Source organism: Pseudomonas sp. IT-347P (assembly GCF_949768005.1).
In the GTDB taxonomy this organism is placed as follows: Bacteria; Pseudomonadota; Gammaproteobacteria; order Pseudomonadales; family Pseudomonadaceae; genus Aquipseudomonas.
On sequence record NZ_CATKPQ010000060.1, the window covers coordinates 241617 to 263547 of the forward strand.

Sequence of the window (21931 nt, forward strand, 5' to 3'; positions counted from 1 at the left end):
TGTGGGAAGGTTCTGGTTATCCGACACAGATTTAAACAGCCAAAAGCCTACCCTCACCCTAGCCCTCTCCCAGAGGGAGAGGGGACTGATCGAGGTGTTTGGGCTAAGTACGCCGACGTGAAATACCGAGTCGAACTCAGATTCCGAAACAAATCAAAAGCCCCTCACCCTAACCCTCTCCCGGGGGGAGAGGGAACTGACCGAGGTGTTTGGTAGAAGTACGCCGACGTGAAATACCGAGTCGAACTCAGATTCCGAAACAAATCAAAAGCCCCTCACCCTAGCCCTCTCCCGGAGGGAGAGGGGACTGATCGCGGTGTTTGGAAGAAGTACGCCGACGTGCGATACCGCGTTGAACTCAGGCTTTGAAAAGCAAACAAATCGGCTCCCTCTCCCTCGGGAGAGGGCTGGGGTGAGGGGCGAATCCAACACAAAACCAAAGCCGAACACCCGCTCTTCACCACTCAACAGGATGAGCGTTAGCTCGGCTGCAGCTCTTGATCTTGATCCACGGGCGACGTCGGAAGGCTGAGCGGAGGGATTGATCCGGGCGTGGGAGCGCAGCGACCGTTTGGCGCAGCCAAACACAGCGAGAGGAGGTGCAGCGAAGCAAACCGGAGGCGCTGCGCCCGGATCGATCCCGCAGCGAAGGAACCCCGAGCCCCAGCGAGCGGGCCGCACGCAGGAGCAAGCCTTTTTGGTTACTTTTTCGGCGCCTGGAAAAAGTGACCCGCCGTAAGGGCGGAACCCTAAGCCGCCGTTACCGCAGCAACGGATATGTACACAACGAAACTGACAGCGCTGACAGCCAGCCGTCACCCTCCTGACCCCCAAACAAGTTTATAACTACCCAACCTGCCCAAACTCCAAACCCTCGGCGCCCACCCCGCATGCGAACCCAAAAGAACAAAGCCCTGCTAGTCCTAGTGATCGTCCTGGCCGCCGCAGGCACATGGTGGGCAGTGAAACCCGCCCCGACCAAACTCGCCACCCCCACCGCCATCCCCGTGCGAGTCATCGCGGTCAGCGAAAAAGACGTCCCCCGCTACACCAGCGGCATCGGCTCCGTACTCTCATTACACAGCGTCGTAGTACGCCCCCAGATCGACGGCATCCTCACCAAAATCCTCGTCAAGGAAGGCCAACCCGTCAAAGCAGGCGACCTGCTGGCCACCATCGACGACCGCTCCATCCGCGCCAGCCTCGACCAGGCCCGCGCGCAACTCGGCGAAAGCCAGGCGCAACTGCAAGTCGCCCTGATCAACCTCAAACGCTACAAACTGCTCAGCGTCGACGACGGCGTCTCCAAACAGACTTACGACCAGCAACAAGCCCTGGTCAACCAACTGAAAGCCACCGCCCAAGGCAACCAGGCTTCGATCGATGCGGCGCAGGTGCAACTGTCCTACACGCAGATTCGCTCCCCGGTCACCGGCCGCGTCGGTATTCGCACAGTCGACGAAGGCAACTTCCTGCGCATGACCGACACCGCCGGCCTGTTCACCGTCACCCAGATCGACCCGATTGCCGTCGAATTCTCCCTGCCCCAGCAAATGCTGCCGACCCTGCAAGGCCTGATCAACGATCCACAGCGCGCACCGGTCAAGGCCTACATCGGCGCCGACACCGATGGCGGAACCGGCAACCTGCTCGGCGAAGGTCATCTGACCCTGATCGACAACCAGATCAACGCCAACACCGGCACCATCCGCGCCAAAGCCGAATTCGCCAACGCCAGCCAAAAGCTCTGGCCCGGCCTGTTAGTGACGGTAAAAATTCAGACAGCCCTCGACAAAGATGCGCTGGTCGTCCCGCCCACTGTCGTACAACGTGGCCTCGATCAACACTTCGTTTACCGGGTGAACGGCGACAAAGTCGAAGCGGTGCAAGTGCAGATGGTTTATCAGGGCAGCGGCCAGGACATCATCAAAGGCGTGAAGGCCGGTGACGTGTTGGTGACTGATGGCCAGTCGCGGCTCAAGCCCGGCTCGACGGTGCAAGTCATGACCGAGCCGGCACAGGTGGTGCAAACGGAGCCGAAACCATGAAGGCGCACAAAGGCGTCTCCACGTGGTGCATCGATCACCCGGTTGCCACCATTTTGCTGACCATCGCTCTGGTGCTGGTCGGTTTGATTGCCTTCCCGCGCTTGCCAATCGCCCCACTGCCGGAAGCGGAATTTCCGACAATTCAGGTCTCGGCACAGTTGCCCGGCGCCAGCCCCGACACCATGGCCTCGTCCGTGGCCACGCCGCTGGAGGTGCAATTCAGCGCCATCCCCGGCATGACCCAGATGACCTCCAGCAGTGCGCTGGGCTCGACCCTGCTGACCCTGCAATTCACCCTCGATAAAAGCATCGACACCGCCGCACAAGAAGTCCAGGCGGCGATCAACACCGCCGCCGGCAAACTGCCCAAGGACATGCCGACGCTACCGACCTGGAAGAAGGTCAACCCGGCCGACAGCCCGGTGCTGATCCTCAGCGTCAGCTCGACGCAAATGCCCGGCACCGAACTCAGCGACCTGGTGGAAACCCTGCTCTCGCGTCAGATCAGTCAGATCGACGGCGTAGGCCAAATCAACATCACCGGTCAGCAGCGTCCGGCGATTCGCGTGCAGGCGTCGGCGGACAAACTCGCGGCGATTGGCCTGACCCTCGCCGACATTCGTCTGGCGATCCAGCAGACCAGCCTCAACCTCGCCAAAGGTGCGCTGTACGGCGAATCGAGCATTTCCACGCTGTCGACCAACGACCAGTTGTTCCACCCCGAGGACTACAGCCAACTCATTGTTTCCTACAAGGATGGCGCCCCGGTTCACCTGCGCGACGTCGCCAAAGTCGTCAACGGTTCGGAAGATGCCTACGTGCAAGCCTGGGCCGGGGATCGACCCGGAGTGAATCTGGTGATCTCACGCCAACCGGGCGCAAACATCGTGGAAACCGTCGACCGCATTCAAGCCGCGCTGCCGGGCTTGGAAGCGATGCTGCCGGCCTCGGTGCAAGTGAAGACCCTGATCGACCGCACCCAGACCATTCGCGCCTCGCTGCATGAAGTCGAAATCACCCTGTTGATCGCGATCCTGCTGGTGGTCGCGGTGATGGCGCTGTTCCTGCGTCAGTTGTCGGCGACCCTGATTGTCTCGGCGGTACTCGGCGTGTCGCTGATCGCCAGTTTCGCCCTGATGTATATCCTCGGTTTCAGCCTGAACAACCTGACGCTGGTGGCGATCGTCGTCGCGGTCGGCTTCGTCGTCGACGATGCGATTGTGGTGGTGGAAAACATCCACCGGCATCTGGAGGCGGGCGACGACATGCGCGAGGCCGCGATCAAGGGCGCGGGTGAGATTGGCTTCACCGTGGTCTCGATCAGTTTCTCACTGGTGGCGGCGTTTATTCCGCTGCTGTTCATGGGCGGCGTGGTCGGACGGCTGTTCAAGGAGTTCGCCCTGACCGCGACCTCGACCATCATGATTTCCGTGGTGGTCTCGCTGACCCTGGCGCCGACGCTGGCGGCGCTGTTCATGCGCAAACCGGTGCACCACGCCCACGCCAAACCGGGCTTCAGCGAACGTCTGCTCGGCTGGTATGAAAAAGGTTTGCGTCGCGCCCTTGCCCATCAGAAATTAATGATTGGCGTATTCGGTCTCTCGCTGGCGCTGGCCATCGGCGGTTACATTTTTATCCCCAAGGGTTTCTTCCCGGTGCAGGACACCGGTTTCGTCCTCGGCACTACCGAAGCCGCTGCGGATATTTCCTACAGCGACATGGTGAAAAAACACCTGGCGATGGCCGAAATCGTCGCTGCCGATCCGGCGGTGCAGGCGTTTTCCCACTCGGTGGGCGTGTCCGGCAGCAACCAGACCATCGCCAACGGGCGCTTCTGGATCGCCCTGAAAAAACGCGGCGACCGCGATGTTTCAGCCAGCCAGTTTATCGACCGCATCCGTCCGCAACTGATGAAAGTCCCCGGTATCGTCCTCTATCTGCGCGCAGGGCAAGACATCAATCTCAGCTCCGGCCCGAGCCGCGCGCAATACCAATACGTACTCAAGAGTAACGACGGCGCGACCCTCGCCACGTGGACGCAACGCCTGACCGAAAAACTGCGCAGCAACCCGGCGTTCCGCGACATTTCCAACGACTTGCAACTGGGCGGCAGCATCACCCACATCAGCATCGACCGCAGCGCTGCCGCCCGTTTCGGCCTGACCGCCAGCGATGTCGACGAGGCGCTGTACGATGCGTTCGGCCAACGGCAGATCAATGAATTCCAGACTCAGGTCAACCAGTACAACGTGATTCTGGAACTGGACACCAAACAGCGTGGCAAGGCCGAAAGCCTCAACTACTTCTATCTGCGTTCGCCGCTGAGTGGCGAGATGGTGCCGCTGTCGGCGCTGGCCAGATTCGATGCGCCGACCATCGGCCCGTTGTCAATTGCCCATGACGGCATGTTCCCCGCCGCCAACCTGTCGTTCAACCTCGCGCCTGGCGTGGCGTTGGGTGATGCGGTGATTCTGCTCAATCAGGCCAAGGCCGAGATCGGTATGCCCACGGCGATCAGTGGCAATTTCCAGGGCGCGGCTCAGGCGTTCCAGAGTTCACTGGCCAGTCAGCCGTGGCTGATTCTCGCGGCGCTGGTAGCGGTGTACATCATTCTCGGTGTGCTTTATGAAAGCTTCGTACACCCGCTGACGATCATCTCGACGCTGCCGGCGGCAGGTTTGGGTGCGGTGATCATGCTGTGGATCTGCGGCCAGGACTTTTCGATCATGGCGTTGATCGGCCTGGTGCTGCTGATCGGTATCGTCAAGAAGAACGGCATCCTGATGATCGACTTCGCCCTCGAAGCGCAGCGCCACCGGGGCCTGTCGCCGCAGGATGCGATTTTCGAAGCGTGCATCACGCGGTTCCGGCCAATCATCATGACCACCCTCGCCGCCCTGCTCGGCGCGCTGCCGCTGATGCTCGGTTACGGCACCGGCGCCGAGTTGCGCCAACCGCTGGGGATCGCGGTGGTCGGCGGTTTGCTGGTCAGCCAGATGCTGACGTTGTTCACCACGCCGGTCATATACTTATGGCTTGAGCGGCTGTTCCATCGGCCCAAACCGATGCCCTCACCGGCATTGGCGACCACAGACTGAGGCGGGTCATGCGCGTTCTGATTATCGAAGACGAGGAAAAAACCGCGGACTATCTGCACCGCGGTCTGACGGAACAGGGTTACACCGTGGATCGGGCCCGCGACGGCGTCGAGGGCCTGCACCTGGCGCTGGAAAGCGACTACGCGGTGATCGTCCTCGACGTCATGTTGCCGGGCCTCGATGGCTTCGGTGTACTCCGCGCGTTGCGAGCGCGCAAGCAGACCCCGGTGATCATGCTCACCGCCCGCGAGCGCGTCGAAGACCGCATCAAAGGCCTGCGCGACGGTGCCGACGATTATCTCGGCAAACCGTTTTCCTTCCTTGAACTGGTCGCGCGTTTGCAAGCGTTGACCCGGCGCAGTGGCGGGCATGAACCGGTGCAGGTGAGCATCGCCGACCTGTGGATCGATTTGATCAGCCGCAAGGCCACCCGCGCCGGAACCCGACTGGACTTGACCGCCAAAGAGTTTTCGCTGCTCAGCGTGTTGGCTCGCCGCCAAGGTGAAATCCTTTCGAAAACGGCGATTGCCGAGATGGTCTGGGACATCAATTTCGACAGCGATGCCAACGTCGTCGAAGTCGCGATCAAACGCCTGCGCGCCAAGCTCGACGGGCCGTTCGACGAAAAGCTGCTGCACACCATTCGCGGCATGGGTTATGTGCTGGAGAGCCGTGGTGTCCAGTAACTCGATTGCCTTGCGCTTAAGCGGGATGTTCACGCTAGTGGCGCTACTGGTGTTTCTGTTGATCGGCGGTGCGTTGTATCAACAAGTCGATAAAGGCTTGGGATTGCTCCCGGAAGCTGAGCTGGATGCGCGTTACAGCGTGCTTGAGTCTGCGCTCAATCGCTTCGGCACACCCGAGCATTGGGTAAAGATCAACGCCAAGCTGAAGCTTCTCGGCGAAGAGGACAAACGCATTCGTTTCTGGGTGGTGAGTGGCGATCCGGGTTACGAGTATGGGCAGCCGGATGCGGCGATTCGCGCGTTCGCTCAAGGCCCGCTGGGCATGCATGACCTGCAGTTGGCCGACCATCCTTATCCGCTGAAAGTGCTGCTGACCGAGCTGCCAGCCAAAGATCAGCGGCCGCCGCTTCGCTTCATGATCGGCATTGATACCGAGACGTTTCATGAGACTCAGCACAATCTGTTGATCGCGCTGATCGGGCTGGCGATTGTCGGTGTGCTGATGGCGTCGGCACTGGGTTATTGGGTGGCGCGGATTGGTTTGAAGCCACTGATCAAACTGTCCCACGAAGCTCAACGACTGGCGCCACCGCTAAGAGCCGGGCGCTTGCGTTTGTCGCCGCTGCCACCGGAGCTGGAGCAGTTTGTCGACTCGTTCAACTCGACGCTGGAACGGGTGGAACTGGCCTACTCGCGACTGGAATCGTTCAACGCCGACGTCGCCCATGAACTGCGCTCGCCGCTGACCAATCTGATTGGCCAGACGCAAGTGGCGCTGACTCGCGGACGCTCCGCCGAACATTACTTCGAAGTGCTGCAATCGAATCTGGAAGAGCTGGAGCGGCTGCGTTCGATCATCAATGACATGCTGTTTCTGGCCAGTGCCGATCAGGGCAACAAGGCGACCAAACTGACCTCGACGTCGCTGGCCGATGAGGTGGCGACGACCCTGGAATACCTGGATTTCATTCTCGAAGACGCGCAGGTTCAAGTGCAGGTCAGCGGTGATGCGCAAGTGCAGATCGAGGTCGCGCATTTGCGCCGGGCGTTGATCAATCTGTTGAGCAACGCGGTGCAGCACACCGGGCCGGGGCAGGTGATCGAAGTGCGCATCGAGGTCGATGAGCACCAAGTGAGTATCGGCGTGGCCAACCCCGGTTCGCCGATTGCCAGCGAGCATTTGCCACGCTTGTTCGAGCGCTTTTATCGGGTCGATGCGTCGCGCAGTAACAGTGGCAATAACCATGGTTTGGGGCTGGCGATCGTTAAAGCGATTGCGCTCATGCATGGTGGGGATGTGTTTGTGCGCAGTGATCGGGGGATGAATACCTTCGGGATTTATTTGCCGGTCTGAAAAGCCCCTCACCCTAACCCTCTCCCCGAGGGAGAGGGGACTGACCGCGTTGTTCTTCCGAAGTACGCCGACCTGAAATAGCCAGTCGAACTCAGGCTTTGAAAAGCATGGAGATCTGCTCCCTTTCCCCTCGCACACTTGGGGGGAGATAAGACTGACCGAGTTGTTCTCTCAAAGTACGCCGACCTGAAATATCCAGTCGAACTCGGATTCTGAAAAGCCCCCGATCGGCTCCCTTCCCCCTCGCCCCCTGGGGGGAAAAAGACTGGCCGAGTTGTTCTCTCGAAGTACGCCGACCTGAAATATCCAGTCGAACTAAAATTCTGAAAAGCCCCCGATCGGCTCCCTTCCCCCTCGCCCCCTGGGGGGAGAGACTGGCCGAGTGGTTCTCTCGAAGTACGCCGACCTGAAATAGCCAGTCGAACTCGGATTCTGAAAAGCCCCCGATCGGCTCCCTTCCCCCTCGCCCCCCTTGGGGGAGAGGGCTGGGGTGAGGGGGTCGCTCTTGGCTGCACCGCAATATTCGACTTTTACCTGCTGCGCAACAGTCATTTATGAAAATCACGCTGTTTCCCAACGTCCGGCAACCTTATCTTTGCCCGCACCAAACAGCACTCGCCAAGCGAGAAGGTTTTCAAGATGTCCAACAGTATGGGTATTGCCAGCGCGTTCGTTTTGTCCTCATTGATCCTGTCGCCGATGGCGATGGCTGAAGAATCGCAGTCGTTCGTGGCGCAAAAGGTCGCTCGCGTGCAGGCCTTCGATCAGCATCAGACCGAAGTGATGGCCAAGGCGCAAGACGCTACGCAAGCCCCGCAGGCTGCCACTTCCCAGGCGCAAGCTGCCGAGAAAGACAGCTGAGTCGCGCACCGCACCAACGTTTCCCTCGACGCGGTTGTTTGGCTCTTCCCGTTCAACCGTCGTCACTCCAGGCCGCTGCTTTTCAGCGGCCTTTTTTCGTTGTGGTCTGAAAGCCGTCTGGTTCGTCTGTAACAACAAGAAACATCAAGCCCTTCGAGCCATTGAGGGGCCAGTTGACCCAAGGAGCTCCATCGCACGTGCGTTACCCAGTTCGCTTCACCCCGCTGTTCATTGCAATTGCCGCAACGATTGCTCCCGCCGCGCAGGCCGACGAAACCACCAAAGAAGGCTTCGTCGAAGGCTCAAGCCTCAACCTCAACGCCCGCAACTACTACATGAATCGCAACCGCTTGCAGAAAGCGGACGACAACATCGAGTGGGGCCAGGGCTTTCTTGGGGTGTTCAAGTCGGGTTACACCGAAGGCACGGTCGGTTTCGGCATCGATGCCCACGCCATGCTCGGGTTGAAGCTGGATGGCGGTGGCGGCACGGACGGCTCGAGCATCCTGCCGATCAGCGATGGCAACGGTAAGGCGCCGGGGTCGTTCTCCACAGCGGGCGGCGCGTTGAAACTGCGCGCGTTCGATACCGAATTGAAGGCCGGTGACCTGTTCCTTACCAACCCGGTCATCGCCGGCGGCGACACGCGCATGTTGCCGCAGACTTTCCGTGGTGTGAGCCTGACCAACCACAGCTTCGATGGCTGGTTGATCGAAGGCGGCCAGGCCAGTTTCACCAAACCTTACAACCAGAGCGGCCGCACGCGTATCGGCACCTCGTACGGGACGCTGGCCGATGGTGACGAGAGTCAGCACCTGAACTGGGCCGGCGTGGCCTGGAGCGGTGTCGAAGGTCTGACCAGCAGCCTGTACGCCTCCGAGCTGAAGGACATCTGGAACCAGTACTACTACGACCTCGACTACACCTGGCAGTTGAACGATCTGGTCAGCCTCAACCCGGGCCTGCACTTCTATCACACGCAAGACACCGGTGATGCACTGCTCGGTAACATCGACAACAACACCTACAGCGTGCATTTCACTGTCGGCGTCGGCAGCCACAGCGTCACTGCCGCGTATCAGCGGATCAACGGCAATACACCGTTCGACTACATCAGCCAGGGCGACAGCGTTTATCTCGACAACTCGCAGCAGTATTCCGACTTCAACGGCCCGAACGAGCGCTCGTGGAAGCTTAAATACGCCTATGACTTCGCCGGTGTCGGCGTGCCGGGTCTGACCTCGTCCGTGTCCTACTCGCGCGGCACTGTCGACCTGACCAAGGTTGACCCCGACAGCAAAGGCTATTCCAACTGGTACAGCGCCGATGGCCGCAACGCCAAACATTGGGAGCGCGATCTCGATTTGCAGTACGTAGTGCAAAGCGGCCAGGCCAAGGATCTCGCGGTGCATTTGCAATGGGCGACTAACCGCGGTGGCAACGGTTACGGCGTGATTGATTCGGATACAGATGAATACCGCGTGATCATCGACTACCCGATCAACGTCTTCTAAGATCGGCGCTAAGCTGACTGCAGACTGAATCCGATAGCTCAAGCAATGACCAACCCTGTGGGAGCGAGCTTGCTCGCGAAGGCGATCTTTCAGCAACATTGATGTTGGCTGACACAACGCATTCGCGAGCAAGCTCGCTCCCACAGGTATTTGCGTCAGGCGCTTCGGTGGTGTTGTGCAACTACGCTTATAAGACTTCCCCCAACCGACAGCCCAATCATGATCGCGAGCCGTACCCCCCCCGTCACGGGCAAGACCGGACGCCCCGAGTTGCTGCTGATCTGCGGCAGTTTGCTGACCGTGATCGCGATTCTGTGCATCGTCACGTTCCTGTTGATCCGCGAGCACGCCAATGCTCAGGAATCGGCGACCCGCAGCGCCACCACCATTGCGCAACTGATCGACGCCGACGTACTGCGCACCGTCGAGCTGTATGACTTGACCTTGCAAGGCCTGATCGCCGCCGCCCAGCGCGATGACCTGCAAGACGTCTCGCCGCAGATCCGTCATCTGGCATTGTTTGATCGCTCGACCACGGCGCGCTTCAAGGGCGACATACTGCTGCTCGACAAGCACGGCGAGGTAGTTGCCGACTCTTCGCGGATCGAGCCGAAACCGGGCAACTTCGCCGACCGCGATTATTTCCGCGCCCACGCGTTCAACCGCGAGATCGGCATGTTCATCAGCCGCCCGTTCAAGACCCGTTGCGACTGTGACGAGGCCAATCAATGGCGAATCAGCTTCAGTCGACGGATTTCCTCGCAAACCGGTGAGTTCGCCGGTGTGGCCGTGGCGTCGATGAAACTCGATTACTTCGACCAATTGTTCGACAGCCTCGACATCGGCAAAGACAGCACACTGAACATCATCAACAGTGACGGCATCCTGCTGGCGCAAAAACCTTATCTGCAAAGCGACTCCATCGGCAAAAGCTTCGGCAACCGGCCGAATGTCGTACGGATCCTCGGGGACAAGGATGGCAACGGCAGCTTCACCAGCACTTCCAGCATGGACCAGCAACAGCGTCTCTACACCTACTCGCGGGTCGGTAATCTGCCCCTGACGGTGATGGTCGCGCTGTCCAGCCACGAGGTGTTCGGCACCTGGCGGCGCACCGCGATTCTGATCAGCGGCGCCACGGGCGTGCTGTGTATGGGGTTGTTGTGGCTGACCTGGTTGCTGGCCCGCGAGCTGCGCCTGCGGCAGCGGGCCGAGCGCGAGCTGGCGCAACTGGCGGCAACCGATGCGCTGACCGGCGTGGCCAATCGGCGGATGCTTGATCAGGCGCTGCGTCACGAATGGTTCCGCGCCCAGCGCTCGGGTAAACCCATGTCGGTGATGATGATCGATGCCGATCACTTCAAAGCCTTCAATGACCGGCATGGGCACCCGGCCGGGGACCAGGCGTTGAAGACGCTGGCCAGGGTCATCACTGAAAGTGTGCGGCGACCGGCGGATCTGGTGGCGCGTTATGGAGGTGAAGAGTTTTCGGTGATTCTCGCCGAGACCGATAGTCGTGGCGCGCAGCAGATTGCCGAGCATATTCGTCAGGCGGTCGAGCAGCTACCGTTGGTCGACGGGGCTGAGCGGCCGATGACGGTGAGTGTTGGCATTGCGACGTGGACGGCGGCGAGTGAGATGACGCTGGAGCAGTTGTTGTTTGCGGCGGACAAGGCGTTGTATCAAGCCAAGGAAGGTGGGCGTAATCGGGTGGTGGTGGCTGCCTGAAAGGTCTGTGGCGATTGCACCGGCGCCTTCGCGAGCAAGCTCGCTCCCACATTTGAAGTGCATTCCCCTGTGGGAGCGAGCTCGCTCGCGAAGAGGCCGGATCAGGCACTAGAGAAATTGCAGGCATAAAAAAAGGCCATCCGGGGATGGCCTTCAAAAAACTAGAGAGGTTTTTTACTTACACTGCCGCAACCGGGCGCATGTAAGAGATCGGTGCGGTGCTGGCGTCTTCGAACGTCACCACTTCCCAAGCGTCTGTCTGCTCAATCAACTTGCGCAGCAGCTGGTTGTTCAGTGCATGACCGGACTTGAAGCCTTTGAACTCACCAATCAGGCTGTTGCCCAGCAGGTACAGGTCGCCAATCGCATCGAGGATCTTGTGCTTGACGAATTCGTCTTCATAGCGAAGGCCGTCTTCGTTCAACACGCCATCGGCATCGACCACGATTGCGTTTTCCACGCTGCCGCCGAGTGCGAGGTTGTGCTTGCGCAGGTACTCGATATCACTCATGAAACCAAAGGTACGGGCGCGGCTGACTTCTTTTACGAACGAAGTGCTGGAAAAATCCACGCTTGCACTTTGGGTGCGGTCCCGGAATACCGGGTGATCGAAATCGATCTCGAAGCTCACCTTGAACCCTTCGAAAGGGACGAAAGTGGCGCGCTTGTCGCCGTCTTCCACTGTCACTTCACGCAGGATGCGGATGAATTTCTTGGCGGCGTCCTGTTCTTCCAGGCCTGCCGATTGAATCAGGAATACGAAGGGTCCAGCGCTGCCATCCATGATCGGGACTTCGGACGCGGAGAGCTCGACGTAGGCGTTATCGATGCCCAGGCCAGCCATGGCCGAGAGCAAGTGCTCTACCGTGTCCACTTTCACGTCGCCGTTAATCAGCGTCGTTGACATAGTGGTTTCACCGACGTTTTCCGCGCGGGCAGGAATCTGCACCACAGGGTCGAGGTCAGCGCGACAAAACACAATGCCAGTGTCGACAGGCGCAGGCTTGAGGGTCAGATAGACCTTCTCACCGGAGTGCAGGCCTACACCTGTGGCACGGATAATATTTTTCAGTGTGCGTTGTTTAATCATGGCTTGGGCCGCTTCAGCGCAAATTGCGAACTGGTATCAACAAAGGCTGGCGATGATAGCAGACCATGCCTTTGCTGAACACCAATCACCTTCATAGCCCTGATACATTCCATCAATCGGCCTGACGACGCAGGAAAGCCGGGATGTCCAGGTAGTCCAGGTCATCTTGCGGATTCATCTTCGCGGCAGCCGCAGCACCGGCCTGAGCCTGGTTGCGCATGACGGTCGGACGATCCAGATCACGGTAGTTCACCGCTGGCGCTTCCTGACGGGCCGGAGCCGGTTGTTGCACCTGGGCGGAAGCCATGGAGGTGTGAACGGTGTTGTCGATGACCTTCACAGGCTTCTCGATTTTCGCGCCCAGACCGGTGGCAACCACAGTCACGTGCAGCTCGTCACGCATGTCCGGATCGATAACGGTACCGACCTTGACCATGGCGTGTTCGGAAGCGAAGGCTTCGATGATGCTACCCACGTCGGAGTACTCACCCAAGGACAGGTCAGGACCGGCGGTGATGTTCACCAGAATGCCGCGTGCGCCTTGCAGGTTCACGTCTTCCAGCAGCGGGTTGCGGATCGCCGCTTCAGTGGCTTCACGTGCACGGTTCGGACCGCTGGCGCAGCCAGTGCCCATCATCGCCATGCCCATTTCGCTCATCACGGTACGTACGTCGGCGAAGTCGACGTTGATCATGCCCGGACGCTTGATGATGTCGGAGATACCGCGAACGGCACCGGCCAGTACATCGTCTGCCTTGGCGAAAGCCGACAGCAGGCTTGCATCTTTACCGAGGATGGTCAGCAGCTTCTCGTTGGGAATGGTGATCAACGAGTCGACGCTTTCCGAGAGCATGCGGATGCCTTCATCGGCGATCTGCATACGCTTGCGGCCTTCGAACGGGAACGGACGCGTTACGACAGCAACGGTCAGAATGCCCATTTCCTTGGCCACTTCGGCGATGATCGGCGCAGCACCGGTACCGGTGCCGCCGCCCATGCCAGTGGTGATGAACACCATGTTGGTGCCCTGCAGGACTTCGGCAATGCGCTCACGGTCTTCGAGAGCGGCCTGACGACCTACTTCAGGGTTGGCGCCGGCGCCCAGACCTTTGGTCACACCGGTGCCCAGTTGCAGAATGGTGCGCGCGCCGATGTTTTTCAGCGCTTGAGCATCAGTGTTGGCGCAGATGAACTCAACGCCTTCGATGTTGCTCTTGACCATGTGATTGACAGCGTTGCCGCCGCCACCGCCAACACCGATAACTTTGATTACCGGGCTTGCGGGGATGTTGTCTACGAGTTCGAACATTTTCCCTCTCCTTACATTCTCTAGTTTTTTCGCCTACTGCTGTTTGTTGCGGTGTTGCGGTAAAGCGTTAGAAGTTGCCTTGAACCCACTTCTTCAATCGGTCCAGCAACGGCGCCTGTGGCTCTTCGTTGCTGTAACTGTCGCGGCTGCCGATGCCGGAGAACGAAACCCCGTCGGACTGCTTTTGCAGGCCGTACATCAACAAGCCAACGCCAGTGGAATAAATCGGGTTGCGCACCACGTCATCCAGGCCTTTCACACCGTGCGGCACGCCGAGGCGCACCGGCATGTGGAAGATTTCTTCGGCCAGTTCAGTGGCGCCTTCCATCTTCGACGTACCGCCGGTGAGGACGATGCCGGCCGGGATCAGGTCTTCGTAGCCGCTGCGACGCAGCTCGGCCTGGATCAGGGTGAACAGTTCGTCGTAACGCGGTTCGACCACTTCGGCCAGGGCCTGACGCGACAGTTCGCGCGGTGGACGGTCGCCAACACTCGGCACCTTGATGGTTTCACCGGCACCGGCCAGTTTGGCCAGGGCGCAGGCGTAACGAATCTTGATTTCTTCGGCGTACTGGGTCGGGGTGCGCAACGCCATGGCGATGTCGTTGGTCACCTGATCACCGGCAATCGGGATCACTGCAGTGTGGCGGATCGCGCCTTCAGTGAAGATGGCGATGTCGGTGGTGCCGCCGCCGATGTCGACCAGGCACACGCCCAGTTCTTTCTCGTCGTCGGTGAGTACCGAGTAGGCCGAGGCCAGTTGCTCGAGAATGATGTCGTCGATTTCCAGACCGCAGCGACGCACGCATTTTTCAATGTTCTGTGCGGCGTTGACGGCGCAGGTGACCACGTGAACCTTGGCTTCCAGACGCACGCCGGACATGCCCAGTGGCTCGCGCACGCCTTCCTGGTTATCGATCACGTAATCCTGCGGCAAGGTGTGCAGCACGCGCTGGTCAGCCGGGATCGCCACGGCCTGAGCCGCATCGAGCACGCGCTCAAGGTCGGCCGAGCTGACTTCACGATCGCGGATCGCGACGATGCCGTGGGAGTTCAGGCTGCGGATGTGATTGCCCGCCACACCGACGAACGCCGAGTGAATGCGGCAGCCCGCCATCAGTTGGGCTTCTTCGATCGCGCGCTGGATCGATTGCACGGTGGACTCGATGTTGACCACCACGCCCTTCTTCAGGCCACGGGACGGATGGGTACCGATCCCGACGATTTCCAGCGAGCCGTCGTCGGAAACCTCGCCGACCAGCGCCACCACCTTGGAGGTGCCGATATCGAGACCGACGATCATTTTGCCGCTTTGCACGTTTGCCATGGGTCCTGCCTCTTCTTAATTCTTCGCGACAGCGGGTTGGGCTGTCGTCGGCGCTACAGGTTCCCGCCAGCCAACAGCGAGGCCGTTGGCGTAGCGCAGATCGATGCGCGCAATGTTCGTAATCTGGTCTTTAAGCGTCTTGTCATAGATGGCGATAAAGCGGCGCATCTTTTCCACCAGGTTGCCGCGTCCCAGCAGCAACTCGATGCCGGGGCCGGAACTGCCGGCACCGGTGGTCAGGAACCAACTCCCGCGTTCACGCAGTTCCAGGCGTGCAATCGAGAAGCCCAACGGCCGCAGCATCTGGCTCAGCACCTGATACTGCTGCATCACTTGCTGCTGGGCCCGTTGTGGGCCGAACAGCTGTGGCAGGTGTTCGTAGTTCGCCAGTTCCTTTGGCGTAAACGCCTGGCCCTGGTTGTTGAGCAACGACTCGTCGCCCCAACGCGCCACCGGCAGTTGCTCTTCGAGGCGGATCACCACCTGGTCCGGCCACACCCGACGCACTTCGGCGTGGGCGATCCACGGCATCTGCTCGAGTTCGGTACGCATACCGGCCAGGTCGATGGTGAAGAAGCTCGACGCCACATACGGAGCGATCCGTTGCTGCACCGCTTGCTGGCTGATGTAGCTCAGGTCGCCCTGCACGGCGATCTTGGTGATCGGCCGGTCAGCGTAAGGCAGCAAACGCGTTGCACCTTCGTAAGTGCCAAAACCCAGCGCGACCAGCAGCACCGGCCAGAACAGACTTTTCAGAAAGCTGAAATTGGCTTTCGGCAGGCGCGCGGACATCGGCTCTTTTGCCACCATGCGGCTGGCACCCCGCGGCACCGGCTTGCGGCCGGGAGCGGGAGGCTGATGTCTGAGCTGAGCGCCTTGCATCGTCTTAACCTCGAGCGTCTTCAACACTGGCGGCCAGAATGGCCAGAACCAGTTGCTGGAAATCCAGGCCAGCCGCACGGGCCGCCATCGGTACCAGACTGTGATCGGTCATGCCCGGCGCGGTGTTCACTTCCAGGAACCAGAACTGCCCGTCGGCGTCCTGCATCACGTCCGCCCTGCCCCAACCGGCAATACCCAGCGCCTCACAGGCCTTGGCCGTGAGTTCCATCAGTTCCTGTTCCTTGGCGGCATCCAGCCCGCATGGAATGCGGTACTGGGTATCGTTGGCGATGTACTTGGCGTCGTAGTCGTAGAACGTGTGCGGTGTACCCAGGGCGATTGGAGGCAACACCTGGTCACGCAGGGTGGCGATGGTGAACTCCGGACCTTGAATCCATTGCTCAACCAAGACTTGCGAATCGTAGGTACTGGCCGCTTTCCATGCGTCGATCAACTCGGACGCAGAACTCACTTTGGCCATCCCGATACTTGAACCTTCATGCGCCGGTTTGACGATCAAAGGGAAGCCCAGTTCCGTCGCCGCCGAAATACAATCGGCTTCGCTGCACAGCACGGCGTGACGCGGCGTCGGAATCCCGAGGCTGTGCCAGACCTGTTTGGTGCGCAGTTTGTCCATTGCCAGTGCCGAGGCCAGAATGCCGCTGCCGGTGTACGGAATGCCCGCCACTTCGAGCAGGCCCTGCATGGAGCCGTCTTCACCGCCCCGACCGTGGAGAATGATGAAGGCGCGGTCGATCTTTTCGCTGAGCAGACGTTGCAGAATGTCGTCGCCAACGTCGATGCCGAACGCGTCCACACCCGCGCTTTGCAGCGCGTCGAGCACAGCGTTACCGGATTTCAGCGATACCTCACGCTCGGCACTCAGGCCACCGAAAAGCACGGCGACACGGCCGAATTCTTTCGGCGCGATCGTGGAGAACAGCTTGGCGTAGGCAGCAGTCATTTCAACTTCCCCTCGACCGACGCCGCCACGGCGCCAGCGAACAATTCACTTTTCAGCAGCTTCGGCGCGAGACCGCCGATATCACCAGCGCCCTGGCACAGCAGGATGTCGCCGGCCCGCAGCAGCGGCTTGACCAGCGGCGCCAGATCGACGCCACGCTCGATGTAGATCGGGTCGAGCTGACCGCGCTGACGGATGCTGTTGCACAGCTTGCGGCTGTCGGCACCGGGGATCGGCTCTTCGCCGGCCGGATAGACTTCCATCAGCAACAGCACGTTGGCGTCGGCCAGAACATTGACGAAATCGTCGTACAGGTCGCGGGTGCGGCTGTAACGGTGCGGCTGGTAAACCATCACCAAGCGGCGCTCCGGCCAGCCACCACGCACGGCTTTGATGACTGCGGCGACTTCGGTCGGGTGGTGACCGTAGTCGTCGACCAGCATTACGTTGCCGCCGTCCACCGGCAGTTCGCCGTAGACCTGGAAGCGTCGGCCAACGCCCTGGAAGCCGGACAGGCCCTGGACGATGGCTTCATCGCTGACGCCTTCGTCGGTAGCGATGCAGATGGTCGCCAGCGAGTTGAGGACGTTGTGGTTGCCGGGCATGTTCACCGAGACGTCCAGCGGCTCACGATCCGGGCGCAGCACGGTGAAGAACGTTTGCATGCCCTGCTGGCGAATATTGATCGCACGAACGTCAGCGTCTTCGCTGAAGCCGTAAGTCACGGTCGGACGTTTCACCAGCGGCAGGATTTCGCGCACCACCGGATCGTCCAGGCACATCACGGCCAAACCGTAGAACGGCAGGTTGTGCAGGAACTCGACGAAGGTTTTCTTCAGTTTGTTGAAGTCACCGTCGTAGGTTGCCATGTGGTCGGCATCGATATTGGTGACCACGGCCACCAGCGGTTGCAGGTGCAGGAAACTCGCATCGCTTTCATCGGCTTCGGCAATCAGGTAACGGCTGGTGCCGAGCTGGGCATTGGTGCCCGCGGCATTCAGACGACCACCGATGACGAACGTCGGATCCAGACCACCAGCGGCGAACACCGAAGCGATCAGGCTGGTGGTGGTGGTTTTGCCGTGCGTACCGGCGACAGCGATGCCGTGGCGATAGCGCATCAGTTCGGCGAGCATTTCTGCGCGCGGCACCACCGGGATACGACGCTCAAGCGCAGTCGCCACTTCCGGGTTGGACGTGTTGACCGCGCTCGACACCACCAGCACATCGGCGTTGGCAGCGTTCTCGGCACGGTGGCCGATATAAATGTGCGCGCCGAACGATTCGAGGCGCTCGGTGACTGGCGACGCTTTCAGGTCGGAACCGGATACTTCATAGCCCAGGTTTAACAACACTTCGGCGATGCCGCACATGCCCACGCCGCCGATGCCGACGAAGTGGATGCGACGGATGCGGCGCATTTCCGGTTGCGGCATGGCTTTCTGATTCTCAACCATGGGCCACCTCCAGACAGGTATCGACCACGCTACGGGTGGCATCGGGTTTCGCCAGACGGCGGGCCGCTCGGGCCATATCTTCGAGTCGTTGCGGTTGCATCAAGACCTCTGTCAGGCGCGCGGCAAGGTCCGCGGCACCAGTCGTTCTTTGCGGCATCAGGAAGGCAGCGCCTTCGCGGGCCAAATAATCGGCGTTGCGGGTCTGGTGATCGTCGATCGCGTGGGGCAAAGGCACCAGCATCGAAGGCAGACCGGCGGCAGCCAGCTCACTGATGGTCAACGCGCCTGCGCGGCACACCACCAGGTCAGCCCAGCCATAGGCCTGAGCCATGTCTTTGATGAACGGCTGCACCTGCGCATCGACGCCGGCGGCGCGGTAGCGCTCTGCAGTCACTTCATCGTGGTTTTTGCCGGCCTGATGAAACACTTCCGGGCGCAAATCGACAGCGACTTGGGCCAGGGCTTCAGGCAGCAATTTGTTCAACGGTTCTGCGCCCAGGCTTCCGCCAAGGATCAGCAAACGCGCTTTGCGACCGGCCAGAGCAGGTCGCGATGTATCGAGGAACAGCTCGCTGCGCACCGGGTTTCCGGTGGTACGGCGGGTGTCCGACAGAGTAAAGGTGTCGGGGAACGCTTCACACACCCGGGCGGCGAACGGCACCAGCAACCGATTGGCGGTGCCGGCGACCGCGTTCTGTTCGTGAACGATCACTGGTACGCCGGCCAGTTTCGCGGCAAGACCACCAGGACCAGTCACATAACCGCCGAAGCCGACCACACACACCGGCTTCAAGCGACGAATGATTGCCCGCGCCTGCCACACCGACTTCAACAGCATGAACGGCGCCTTGAGCAGCGACAGCTTGCCCTTGCCGCGCAGGCCGGTGGCGTTGATCCGGTGCAGTTCCAGCCCTGCGGCCGGCACCAGTTCGTTCTCGATCCCGCGTGGCGTGCCGAGCCAGTGCACGGTGTAGCCGCGCGCCTGAAACTCGCGGGCACAGGCCAGCGCCGGGAAGACGTGGCCGCCGGTTCCGCCGGCCATGATCAGTACGTTAGCGCCCATGATTCGGCTCCTCGGCGAAGTCGCTCTCATGGAATTCCATCTCTTCGCTGCCCAGGTGGGTTCGACTCTCCCACTCGATGCGCAGCAACAAGCCCAGACAGGCACAGCAGATCACCAACGAACTGCCGCCGTAACTGAGGAACGGCAAGGTCAGCCCCTTGGTTGGCAGCAGGCCGACGTTCACACCGATGTTGATCAGGAACTGACCAATCCACAGGAACGACAAGCCGTACGCCACATAAGCGGCGAAGAACTGTTTGGCTTTCTCTGCCCACAAGCCGATGTACATGCCGCGAATACACACGAACACGAACAGCGCGACGGTGCACAGCGAACCGACCGCTCCCAGCTCTTCGGCCAATACCGAGAACACGAAGTCGGTGTGCGCTTCCGGCAGATAGAACTGCTTCTGCACGCTGTTGCCCAGACCGACGCCCAGCCACTCGCCGCGACCGAAGGCGATCAAGGCTTGCGACAATTGATAACCGGCGCCGAACTGGTCGGCCCACGGGTCAGCGAAGTTGGTCAGACGTGCCATACGATACGGCTGCATCTGAATCAGCAAGACCACCGCCCCGACCGCCAGCACCACCATCAGCGAGAAACGGAACAACCCGACCCCGCCGAGGAACAGCATCGCCGCCGCTGCGCCCATCATTACCACGGTGGCGCCGAAGTCCGGCTCCATCAGCAACAGGCCCGCCATCGGCAGCAGCACGATGAACGGCTTGAAGAAGCCCATCCAGCTCTCGCGCACTTCTTTCTGCCGTCGCACCAGATAACCGGCGAGGTAGATCACCACGAACACCTTGGCGATTTCCGATGGCTGCACGTTGAAGAAGCTGAAACCGATCCAGCGCATCGAGCCGTTCACTTCGCGACCGATGCCCGGGATGATCACCATCACCAGCAAGCCGAACGCGCCGATCAGCATGAGCCAGCCGAGACGTTGCCAGGTGGCGATCGGAATCATCATGGTGACGATGCACGCGCCCAACCCGAGCACTACATAAATAAGGTGGCGAATCATGTAATACAGCGGGCTGCCCGACTGCGCAGCCGCCACTTCGGTGGACGCCGAGGCAATCATGATCAGGCCGAGACCGAGCAGCGCCAGGCAACCGGCGAGCATCGGGAAGTCGAGGTCGATCCCGCGTCCGGTAATGATCGGCGACGGATACGGCTTGATGATATTGCGCAGGCTCATGCCAGATCCTCCACAGCGCGGACGAACTGGTGACCACGGTCTTCGTAATTCTTGAACATGTCGAAACTGGCGCAGGCCGGCGACAGCAGCACAACGTCACCCGGCTGGGCGGCGGCGCGGCACTGTGCAACGGCGTCGACCAGCGAGGTCGCGCGAATCAGCGGCACGGCATCGCCAATTGCTGCGCCGATCTTGTCGGAGTCGCGGCCCATCAGGATCACGGCGCGGCAGTTGGCCGCCACCGGATCACGCAGATCCTTGAACTCGGCGCCCTTGCCATCGCCACCAGCGATCAGGATGACCTTGCCGTCGATGTCTGCGCCGAGGCCTTCGATGGCGGCCAGTGCGGCGCCAACGTTGGTCGCTTTGGAGTCGTTGTAGTACGCCACACCATCGAGATCGCGTACCCACTGGCAGCGATGTTCGAGGCCGGCAAAGGTGCGCAAGGCCGAGAGCATGGCGTCGAACGGCAAGCCCACGGCATGCCCCAGCGCCAATGCCGCGAGGGCATTGGACTGGTTATGTGCGCCGCGAATCTTCAGTTCACGCACCGGCATCAGGTTCTGGAATTCGAAGGCCAGATACTTCTCGCCGTCTTCTTCGCGGATACCGAATGCCTTGAAATCCGGCTTGGTCAGACCGAAAGTCCAGCACGGCTGGCCCTCGCCCATCAACGGACGGGTCAACGCATCCTGACGGTTGACCACGAACTGCTTCGCACCACGGAAGATTCGGTGCTTGGCCAGGTGGTACGCCGGCAGACCGCTGTAGCGATCCATGTGGTCTTCGCTGATGTTCAGCACGGTGGCCACTTCGGCGTTGAGCTGGTCGGTGGTCTCCAACTGGAAACTCGACAGCTCCATCACGTACAGCTCGACGTCGTCGCTGAGCAGGTCCAGCGCCGGAGTGCCAAGATTGCCGCCGACGGCGACGCGTTTGCCGGCCGCAGCCGCCATCTCGCCGACCAGAGTGGTCACGGTGCTCTTCGCGTTGGAACCGCTGATGGCCACGATCGGCGCCCGTGCGTTACGCGCGAACAGCTCGATGTCGCCGGAGAGTTTCACGCCACGGGCAGCGGCGGCTTGCAGGGCCGGGGTCGCCAACGCCAGGCCGGGGCTCACGTAGAGTTCGTCGGCGCGGCACAGGAATTCGACGTCCAGCTCGCCACAACGCACTTCCACGTGCGGATAGTCACGCTTGAGCGTGGCCAGTTCCGGTGGATTTTCCCGCGTGTCGGCCACGGCAAACGACGTGCCCCGGTTCGCCAGGAAGCGAACCAGGGACATGCCGCTCTTGCCGAGGCCGACAACGATGCGGAAGTGGTCAGAAGCGATCAGAGACAC

16 protein-coding genes are annotated in these 21931 nt (G+C 60.7%); 7 read left to right on the plus strand and 9 right to left on the minus strand.

Annotated elements, in window-relative coordinates; translation table 11 throughout:
- The first annotated feature begins 890 nt into the window (after positions 1-890).
- The 7 genes from ACM6IV_RS28055 (at position 891) to ACM6IV_RS28085 (ending at position 11289) form a co-directional block, all read left to right on the plus strand.
- The gene (locus tag ACM6IV_RS28055) at positions 891-2048 is read left to right on the plus strand and encodes an efflux RND transporter periplasmic adaptor subunit (protein WP_414872563.1); all 1158 of its coding nucleotides are present in this window, start codon (positions 891-893) and stop codon (positions 2046-2048) included.
- Positions 2045-5146 carry a multidrug efflux RND transporter permease subunit gene (locus tag ACM6IV_RS28060; protein WP_414872564.1) on the plus strand — a complete coding sequence of 1034 codons (3102 nt, stop codon included), beginning with the start codon at positions 2045-2047 and terminating at the stop codon, positions 5144-5146. Before ACM6IV_RS28055 ends, ACM6IV_RS28060 begins: the two co-directional genes overlap by 4 nt.
- An 8-nt stretch (positions 5147-5154) precedes the next feature.
- Complete coding sequence (locus ACM6IV_RS28065) at positions 5155-5832, plus strand: heavy metal response regulator transcription factor (protein ID WP_414872565.1); 678 nt, start codon at positions 5155-5157, stop codon at positions 5830-5832.
- A complete protein-coding gene (locus ACM6IV_RS28070) occupies positions 5822-7186 on the plus strand; it encodes a heavy metal sensor histidine kinase (RefSeq protein WP_414872566.1) in 1365 nt (454 codons plus the stop codon). The genes ACM6IV_RS28065 and ACM6IV_RS28070 overlap by 11 nt, the downstream gene beginning before the upstream one ends.
- Positions 7187-7825: 639 nt before the next feature.
- The gene (locus tag ACM6IV_RS28075; RefSeq protein ID WP_414872567.1) at positions 7826-8047 is read left to right on the plus strand and encodes a hypothetical protein; all 222 of its coding nucleotides are present in this window, start codon (positions 7826-7828) and stop codon (positions 8045-8047) included.
- A gap of 197 nt (positions 8048-8244) precedes the next feature.
- A complete protein-coding gene (locus tag ACM6IV_RS28080; RefSeq protein WP_414872568.1) occupies positions 8245-9561 on the plus strand; it encodes an OprD family porin in 1317 nt (438 codons plus the stop codon).
- A gap of 219 nt (positions 9562-9780) precedes the next feature.
- Positions 9781-11289: a diguanylate cyclase gene (locus ACM6IV_RS28085; RefSeq protein ID WP_414872569.1), complete on the plus strand. Its 1509-nt coding sequence runs from the start codon at positions 9781-9783 to the stop codon at positions 11287-11289.
- Between the two features lie 178 nt (positions 11290-11467).
- Here ACM6IV_RS28085 and lpxC read toward each other — a convergent pair whose 3' ends face one another.
- The 9 genes from lpxC to murD form a co-directional block, all read right to left on the minus strand.
- Positions 11468-12379 (minus strand): UDP-3-O-acyl-N-acetylglucosamine deacetylase, encoded by a 912-nt coding sequence (gene lpxC, locus ACM6IV_RS28090; RefSeq protein WP_007916984.1) that lies wholly within the window; start codon positions 12377-12379, stop codon positions 11468-11470.
- A gap of 112 nt (positions 12380-12491) precedes the next feature.
- Entirely contained in the window at positions 12492-13688 is a 1197-nt protein-coding gene (gene ftsZ / locus ACM6IV_RS28095) for a cell division protein FtsZ (protein ID WP_016986475.1), read from the minus strand.
- A gap of 67 nt (positions 13689-13755) precedes the next feature.
- The gene (ftsA, locus tag ACM6IV_RS28100) at positions 13756-15015 is read right to left on the minus strand and encodes a cell division protein FtsA (protein WP_007916987.1); all 1260 of its coding nucleotides are present in this window, start codon (positions 15013-15015) and stop codon (positions 13756-13758) included.
- A 15-nt stretch (positions 15016-15030) separates the two neighbouring features.
- Positions 15031-15897, minus strand: coding sequence for a cell division protein FtsQ/DivIB (locus tag ACM6IV_RS28105; protein WP_180700005.1), 867 nt, complete (start codon positions 15895-15897; stop codon positions 15031-15033).
- Between the two features lie 4 nt (positions 15898-15901).
- Entirely contained in the window at positions 15902-16861 is a 960-nt protein-coding gene (locus tag ACM6IV_RS28110; protein ID WP_414872570.1) for a D-alanine--D-alanine ligase, read from the minus strand.
- Positions 16858-18318 carry a UDP-N-acetylmuramate--L-alanine ligase gene (gene murC / locus ACM6IV_RS28115; RefSeq protein WP_414872571.1) on the minus strand — a complete coding sequence of 487 codons (1461 nt, stop codon included), beginning with the start codon at positions 18316-18318 and terminating at the stop codon, positions 16858-16860. The genes ACM6IV_RS28110 and murC overlap by 4 nt, the downstream gene beginning before the upstream one ends.
- Entirely contained in the window at positions 18311-19381 is a 1071-nt protein-coding gene (murG, locus tag ACM6IV_RS28120; RefSeq protein WP_414872572.1) for an undecaprenyldiphospho-muramoylpentapeptide beta-N-acetylglucosaminyltransferase, read from the minus strand. The genes murC and murG overlap by 8 nt, the downstream gene beginning before the upstream one ends.
- A complete protein-coding gene (ftsW, locus tag ACM6IV_RS28125; protein WP_007916996.1) occupies positions 19371-20588 on the minus strand; it encodes a putative lipid II flippase FtsW in 1218 nt (405 codons plus the stop codon). Before ftsW ends, murG begins: the two co-directional genes overlap by 11 nt.
- Entirely contained in the window at positions 20585-21931 is a 1347-nt protein-coding gene (gene murD / locus ACM6IV_RS28130) for a UDP-N-acetylmuramoyl-L-alanine--D-glutamate ligase (RefSeq protein WP_414872573.1), read from the minus strand. The genes ftsW and murD overlap by 4 nt, the downstream gene beginning before the upstream one ends.

Excerpts from the sequence above, each read along its gene's own strand:
- ACM6IV_RS28065 (WP_414872565.1), top strand. The coding sequence starts at position 5,155 with ATGCGCGTTCTGATTATCGAAGACGAGGAAAAAACCGCGGACTATCTG.
- ftsZ (WP_016986475.1), bottom strand. The coding sequence starts at position 13,688 with ATGTTCGAACTCGTAGACAACATCCCCGCAAGCCCGGTAATCAAAGTT.
- ACM6IV_RS28055 (WP_414872563.1), top strand. The coding sequence starts at position 891 with ATGCGAACCCAAAAGAACAAAGCCCTGCTAGTCCTAGTGATCGTCCTG.
- lpxC (WP_007916984.1), bottom strand. The coding sequence starts at position 12,379 with ATGATTAAACAACGCACACTGAAAAATATTATCCGTGCCACAGGTGTA.
- ACM6IV_RS28075 (WP_414872567.1), top strand. The coding sequence starts at position 7,826 with ATGTCCAACAGTATGGGTATTGCCAGCGCGTTCGTTTTGTCCTCATTG.
- murC (WP_414872571.1), bottom strand. The coding sequence starts at position 18,318 with ATGGTTGAGAATCAGAAAGCCATGCCGCAACCGGAAATGCGCCGCATC.
- ACM6IV_RS28060 (WP_414872564.1), top strand. The coding sequence starts at position 2,045 with ATGAAGGCGCACAAAGGCGTCTCCACGTGGTGCATCGATCACCCGGTT.
- ACM6IV_RS28110 (WP_414872570.1), bottom strand. The coding sequence starts at position 16,861 with ATGACTGCTGCCTACGCCAAGCTGTTCTCCACGATCGCGCCGAAAGAA.
- ftsA (WP_007916987.1), bottom strand. The coding sequence starts at position 15,015 with ATGGCAAACGTGCAAAGCGGCAAAATGATCGTCGGTCTCGATATCGGC.
- ACM6IV_RS28105 (WP_180700005.1), bottom strand. The coding sequence starts at position 15,897 with ATGCAAGGCGCTCAGCTCAGACATCAGCCTCCCGCTCCCGGCCGCAAG.
- murG (WP_414872572.1), bottom strand. The coding sequence starts at position 19,381 with ATGGGCGCTAACGTACTGATCATGGCCGGCGGAACCGGCGGCCACGTC.
- ftsW (WP_007916996.1), bottom strand. The coding sequence starts at position 20,588 with ATGAGCCTGCGCAATATCATCAAGCCGTATCCGTCGCCGATCATTACC.
- ACM6IV_RS28085 (WP_414872569.1), top strand. The coding sequence starts at position 9,781 with ATGATCGCGAGCCGTACCCCCCCCGTCACGGGCAAGACCGGACGCCCC.